The sequence below is a fragment of the Bradyrhizobium sp. Leaf396 genome (assembly GCF_001424605.1).
GTDB classification, from domain to species: Bacteria; Pseudomonadota; Alphaproteobacteria; order Rhizobiales; family Xanthobacteraceae; genus Bradyrhizobium; species Bradyrhizobium japonicum_C.
This window is the reverse complement of sequence record NZ_LMQJ01000035.1, coordinates 22,870-29,073: the sequence shown is the minus strand read 5'-3', so window position 1 is coordinate 29,073 and position 6,204 is coordinate 22,870. Positions and strand designations below refer to the sequence as shown.

General features: G+C 64.6%; 5 protein-coding genes. 2 read left to right on the top strand and 3 right to left on the bottom strand.

Annotated elements, in window-relative coordinates; all coding sequences use genetic code 11:
- Nucleotides 1-336: 336 nt before the first annotated feature.
- On the top strand, nucleotides 337-1,695 hold the full coding sequence (locus ASG57_RS26585) for an MBOAT family O-acyltransferase (protein ID WP_024340573.1): 1,359 nt from the start codon (nucleotides 337-339) through the stop codon (nucleotides 1,693-1,695).
- A 28-nt stretch (nucleotides 1,696-1,723) separates the two neighbouring features.
- Nucleotides 1,724-2,587: a hypothetical protein gene (locus tag ASG57_RS26580; RefSeq protein WP_156402832.1), complete on the top strand. Its 864-nt coding sequence runs from the start codon at nucleotides 1,724-1,726 to the stop codon at nucleotides 2,585-2,587.
- Nucleotides 2,588-2,821: 234 nt separating this feature from the next.
- On the opposite strand, the gene ASG57_RS26575 is transcribed toward ASG57_RS26580, so the two are convergent.
- From ASG57_RS26575 to pimC, 3 genes are all read right to left on the bottom strand, one after another.
- Nucleotides 2,822-3,595: an SDR family NAD(P)-dependent oxidoreductase gene (locus ASG57_RS26575; protein ID WP_024340575.1), complete on the bottom strand. Its 774-nt coding sequence runs from the start codon at nucleotides 3,593-3,595 to the stop codon at nucleotides 2,822-2,824.
- Between the two features lie 125 nt (nucleotides 3,596-3,720).
- Nucleotides 3,721-4,863 (bottom strand): pimeloyl-CoA dehydrogenase small subunit, encoded by a 1,143-nt coding sequence (gene pimD / locus ASG57_RS26570; protein ID WP_024340576.1) that lies wholly within the window; start codon nucleotides 4,861-4,863, stop codon nucleotides 3,721-3,723.
- Nucleotides 4,864-4,994: 131 nt separating this feature from the next.
- The gene (gene pimC, locus ASG57_RS26565; protein ID WP_024340577.1) at nucleotides 4,995-6,185 is read right to left on the bottom strand and encodes a pimeloyl-CoA dehydrogenase large subunit; all 1,191 of its coding nucleotides are present in this window, start codon (nucleotides 6,183-6,185) and stop codon (nucleotides 4,995-4,997) included.
- Nucleotides 6,186-6,204: the final 19 nt, after the last annotated feature.

The window sequence follows — 6,204 nt, the reverse complement described above, 5'->3', positions numbered from 1 at the left end:
CCCCGCCGCCTCGCGCTTGTACTCTTCAGTAAACGACCGACGTGCACGTTCCATTCAACACCTCCAGGCTCAACGAGCCTACTACAGGTGTCCACTCATTCGGAGGAAGTTCACGCAGCGGAATGTGAGACGGGGTGGGGTGACAGACCCTCCCCGAGTGATCCCCCTGTCGTGTGCGCGCAGCGCTTCGTCGATCCGGTGAGACTACCGTTGTGGCCTCACCCCGCCCCGCGCTCCGCGCGGACGCCCCTCCCCCTCAAGCGGAGAGTCAGGAACACCAGACTAGGACCAACGCCGCCGAAATGCTACATGCCTCGCCGGGCAAGACGGGGCGGCATGACGTTTACTTCGTATCAGTTCGGCGTCTTCGTCGCCGTCGTGTTCGGCGCCTATTACCTGCCGCCTTTGCGCCGTTTCCAGGTGCAGCTGCTCGTGGCCGCCAGCGTGTTCTTCTACGGCTTCGGCCAACCCGAACTCCTGCCGCTGCTGCTCGTCGCGGTGCTCGGAACGCATATCTGCCTGGTGCTCGCGTTCGAGAACCGAACCGTCTGGATGCCGGCCGGCATCGTCTTCAATCTCGGCCTGCTGGCGTTCTTCAAGTACAAGCTCCTGTTCGTCGATGCCGGTGCCGCCGCTCTGACCGGCGTCGCGCCGCTCGATTTCCTGCTGCGGCTGCCGCTGCCGATCGGCATCTCGTTCTTCGTGTTCCACAACATCAGCCTGCTGGTCGATCTGACGCGCGAGAAGCGCACCGTGCCCCTGCGCGACGTCTTCCTCTACATCATCTTCTTCCCGCAGCTGGTGTCCGGACCGATCACGCGCGCGGCCCAGTTCATGCCGCAGATCGTGCCCAAGCGGATCAACGACGTCGCCTTCGTCGAGGCCGCGAAATGGATTCTCGTCGGCTACTTCTTCAAGCTGTATGTGGCGAACAATCTCAACGAGATGACGTCCTACATGGACTTCCCTCTCTACGAGACGCTGCGCACGCAGGACCGCTGGCTGCTCGTATTCCTCTACAGCTACCAGATTTACGCCGACTTCTTCGGCTACTCCGCGATCGCGCTCGGCCTCGGTCTCTTGTTCGGCTACCGCCTGCCCGTGAACTTCAACCTGCCCTACATCTCGACATCGTTCTCGGAGTTCTGGACGCGCTGGCATATCTCCCTGTCGACCTGGCTCAGGACCTATCTGTACATTCCCCTCGGCGGCAACCGGCATGGCGTGGGGCGCACCTATCTCAACCTGATGATCGTGATGACGCTGGGCGGGCTCTGGCATGGCGCGAGCCTGAGCTACGCGCTGTGGGGCATGGCGCACGGGCTGCTGCTCGTGATCGAGCGGCCGTTCCTGAAGCTTATCGGCAACCAAAGCCCTGCGGTGCGCGTGATCCGGATGGGAATCGTCTTCTTCTGCGTCACGATGCTCTGGATCTTCTTCAAGCTGCCGAATTTCGATCACGCGCTCGGCTACCTCCAGGGGATGTTCATCGCGACCGACGCCCCCAATCCGCCAAAACTGTTCACCAACCTTGCCCTGCTCTACGCCTTGCCGGTGATCATCCAGCATATCGGCATCGGCGCGCTCGTCGACGGCCGGTTGCGGCGATGGGAGCCATATCTCTATGGTGCGCTCGCGGCGCTCGCTTACCTCGAGGCGGGGCCCGACAGCGCGTTCATCTACTTCCAGTTCTGACATGCGGCAGGAACCGACGCTTTCGTGGATGGTCAAGTGTGCTTGCGTCGCGGCGGCGCTGCTGCTCGCCTGCGGCCTCGCCACCGCGCGCTTCGGCTCGGCGCTGCAACAGCCGGCCGTCATCACCCGCGACGGCAGCCTCGTCACCCTCAACCGCTACGTGCGGGAGCCCACGCCTGACATCGTGCTGGTCGGCAGCTCGGTGACGTGGCGTCTCAAGGAGGAGTATTTCTCGCTGCCCCGCGTCCGCAATCTGGCGCTGGCCGGAGGCTCGCCGGTGACCGGGCTCGAGATCGTCGCCGGGCAGGCAAGCCTGCCCAGGGTCGTCCTGATCGAGACGAACATCCTTTCGCGCGAGGCCGACCGCGCGCTGACCGAGGCATTCTCAGGCGGCGCGCGCGCGGACGCGCTGCTGCTACGTCCGGTGCGAACGGCGGTCGCGGCCTATGAAACCTGGAATCACGCCGCCCGCGATGCCGTCCAGGCCCGCGCCGGGCACGATCGCCTGCTCAGCCAGCCACCTGATACATTCGACAGCAAGATCTATCTCGACCGCGCGCGGGAGCAGATGAACGACGGTGATCCGACCGCGCCGGCACGCGCGAATGCGGTCCGCATCCGACGAGTCATCGACGATCTGCAACGGCGCGGCAGCCAGGTCTTCCTCATGCACGTCCCCTTCGCACCGGAGATCGAGGACACGCGCCTGGTTCGAACGACACGGGAGATCGCCAGCGAAGCCTTCCCGGATCGCGCGCTTTGGCTGCGGGTCGAGCCGCCGATGGGCGAACTGCGCTGGGCCGACGGCGTGCATCTCGATGAACGATCGGCCTTGATCGTCGTCCGCGTCATGGAAAGTATACTGGCCGCGCGAGACGGCACGCGCCGTTGATAGAGGCCCCCTGCGGCTGGAGCCCTGCCCGTTCCGCTACAATCGGAACGAGGCTCTGGATTCTTGCTTTGTCGCGTTCTCTCGACGCGAGCCTGTATCCGCTTCGCTCGAAAGCGCTCCAAGGCTGAATGGCTCCAGCTCGTATCGATTGCCGCGGGTCGTTCACCTCTGCCGCTTGCGGGAGAGGGAGTGCACCTCCGCCGCTGCATCGATCAACCCTCATCCCGTCATGTTTTAGACCGCCGCCGTCGTCACGCCGCCGTCGATGACGATGGTCTGGCCGGTCATGAAGCTCGAGGCGTCGGAAGCGAGATAGGCGACGGCCCCGGCGATCTCGTCGGGTTCGCCGATGCGGCGGAGCGGGGTGGTGGCGGTGCGGCGCTTCAAATTGGCTTCGTCCTCCCACAGCGCGCGGGCGAAATCAGTCTTGACGAGGCCGGGGGCGATGCAGTTGACGCGGACACCCTTCGGTCCCCATTCGCCGGCGAGCGAGCGGCACAGCGCGAAATCGGCAGCCTTGGAGATGCCGTAGGCGCCGATCACGGTGGAGCCGCGCAAGCCGCCGATCGAGGAGATGATGATCACCGAGCCGTTGCCGCGCTCGGCCATTTGCGGGATCGCCAGCGCGGAGAGCCAGATGTTGCTCTTGACGTTCGAGCCCATGATCTTGTCGAAGGCTTCGTCTGTGATGTCGAGCAGCGGGCCGTAATACGGGTTCACCGCGGCGTTGCAGACGAGGATGTCGATCTTGCCGTAATGCTTGGTCGCGCCCGCGATCAACGCCTCGACCTCGTTCTTGCGCGCGATGTTGCAGGGGATGACGATGGCGTCGCCGCCGGCCGCATTGATGCCGTCGGCGACCTCCTTGCAGGCATCCGCCTTGCGCGAGGAGACCACGACCTTGGCGCCGAGCCTGGCGAGCAGTTCGGCCGACGAGCGGCCGATGCCGCGGCTGGAGCCGGTGACGACGGCGACCTTGCCGGTGAGATCGAACGGGGTGTTTTTCATTTGTTATTGCCTCGCTGCGCCAACGGCGCCGTCATTGCGAGGAGCGAAGCGACGAAGCAAGCCAGCGATGTCGCCGTGGAGACAGTCTGGATTGCTTCGCTTCGCTCGCAATGACGGCGGAGCTATCAGATCAACCCGCCCGCGTCCGCGACGCGGCGCTGGTGGTAGTCGGTGTCGCCGAAGCTGTTCTCGATCATGGTGAGGCGCTTGAAGTAGTGGCCGATTCTGGCCTCCATGGTCATGCCGATGCCGCCGTGGAGCTGGATCGATTGCTGGCCGACGAACTTGGCCGACTTGCCGATCTGCACCTTGGCCGCGGCGATGGCGTTCGTGCGCTCCTTGGCGTCCTCGAAATCGCCCGCCATGGTCGCGAACATCGACATCGAGCGGGCCTGCTCGGCGGCGACGAACATGTCGGACGCGCGATGCTGGAGGCTCTGGAACGAGCCGATCGCAACGCCGAACTGCTTGCGGGTCTTGATGTACTCGACCGTGGTCTTCAGCGACTCGTCCATCAGGCCGACCGCTTCGGCGCACAGCGCGATGCGGGCCTCATCCACCACGCGCTCGATCAGCGCGAGCGAGTCCTCGGGATTGCCGAGAACGGCGTCCGCACCGACCTCGACGCCGGTGAAGGTGATGTCGGCAGCGTGCAGACCGTCCTGGGTGGGATAGCCCTTTCTGCCGACGCCCTTGGCATTGCCGGGCACAAGGAACACGCCGATGCCGCTTCTGTCGCGGCGGTCACCCTTGGTGCGCGCGGTGACGACGAGCGTGTCGGCGCTCTCGCCGTTGAGCACGACGAACTTCTCGCCGTCGATCACCCAGCCGTCGCCCTTCTTCTTCGCCGTCGTCGAGACGTCGAACAGGTCGTAGCGCGAGTTCTTCTCGAGCTGGGCGAAGGCGAGCGTCTTGCTGCCGTCGATGATCCCGGGCACGTGCGCCGCCTTCTGCGCGTCGCTGCCGGCATGGCGCAGGAAGCCGCCGCCGATCACGACCGTGGCGAGATAGGGCTCCAGCACCAGGGCCTTGCCGAGCGCCTCCATCACGATCATGGTCTCGACACCGCCGCCGCCGAAGCCGCCATCGGCCTCCGCGAAGGGCAGGCCGAGCAGGCCCTGCTCGGCGAGCTTGAGCCAGACGGCCTTGCTCCAGCCGCCCTTCTCCTTCATGTACTTCTTGCGCTGCTCGAAATCGTAGGAATCGGTCAGCAGGCCGTCGATGCTTTCCTTGAGAAGCCGCTGCTCCTCGTTCAGATCAAAATCCATGTTTCTCTACTCTCCCGGTATCTGATTTCGTCATGCCCGGCCTTGAGCCGGGCATCCACGTTTCGTGCCGCTGGGCGTGGAGGCCGGGTCAAGCCCGGCCATGACGGCGCGTGCGTGGCGGTGATATGCAATCACAGCCCCAGCACCGCCTTGGCGATGATGTTGCGCTGGATCTCGTTGGAGCCGCCGTAGATCGAGACCTTGCGGTTGTTGAAGTAGCTCGGCGCGATCTGGGCGGTCCAGTCCATGGCTTCGTTCGAGCCGTCGTCGCCGTGCACGTCGTATGGCGCGGCGAACGGGCCGATCACTTCCATCAGCAGCTCGGTGGTGGTCTGCTGGATCTCCGAGCCCTTGATCTTCAGCACCGAGGAGGCCGGATTGGGCTTGCCCTTGCCGTGCTTGCCTTCGTCGGCGACGACGCGGAGCTGGGTCAGCTCGAGCGCCTTCAGCTCGATCTCGCAGGCCGCGAGCTTCTCGCGGAAGGCAGGATCCTGGATGATCGGCTTGCCGCCGGCCTCGACCTTCGACGCCAGATCCTTGATGCGGCGGATGCGCTCCTTGGAGACGCCGACGCGGGCGATGCCGGTGCGCTCGTTGCCCAGCAGGAACTTGGCGTAGTCCCAGCCCTTGTTCTCTTCGCCGATCAGGTTCTCGATGGGCACCTCGACGTCGTCGAAGAAGACCTCGTTGACCTCATGGCCGCCGTCGATGGTCTGGATCGGGCGCACGGTGACGCCCTTGGACTTCATCGAGAACACGATGAAGGAGATGCCCATCTGCTTCTTGGCGTTGTTGTCGGTGCGGCAGAGGCAGAAGATCATGTCGGCGTGCTGGGCCAGCGTGGTCCAGGTCTTCTGGCCGTTGATGATCCACTTGTCGCCGCGGCGCTCGGCCTTGGTCTTGAGCGAAGCGAGGTCGGAGCCGGAGCCGGGCTCGGAGAAGCCCTGGCACCACCAATCGTCGACATTGGCGATGCGCGGCAGATACTTCTTCTTCTGCTCCTCGTTGCCGAAGGTGTAGATGACCGGCCCGACCATGCTGACGCCGAAAGCGAGCGGCTGCGGCGCGGGATGGGCCTGGAGCTCCTCGTTGAAGATGTAGTGCTGCACGGCCGTCCACCCGGTGCCGCCATATTCCTTCGGCCAATGGCTGACGCCCCAGCCCTTCTTGTTGAGGATGCGCCACCACGTCACCATCTCGTCCTTCGACAGATGACGGCCCTCGACCATCTTGCGCCGCGTCTCCGGCGGCACGTTGTCGCGGAAGAACTGCCGCACTTCCTCGCGAAACGCCTGCTCTTCTTTCGTGAATGCGAGATCCATCGGATCCTCCTGTGAAACG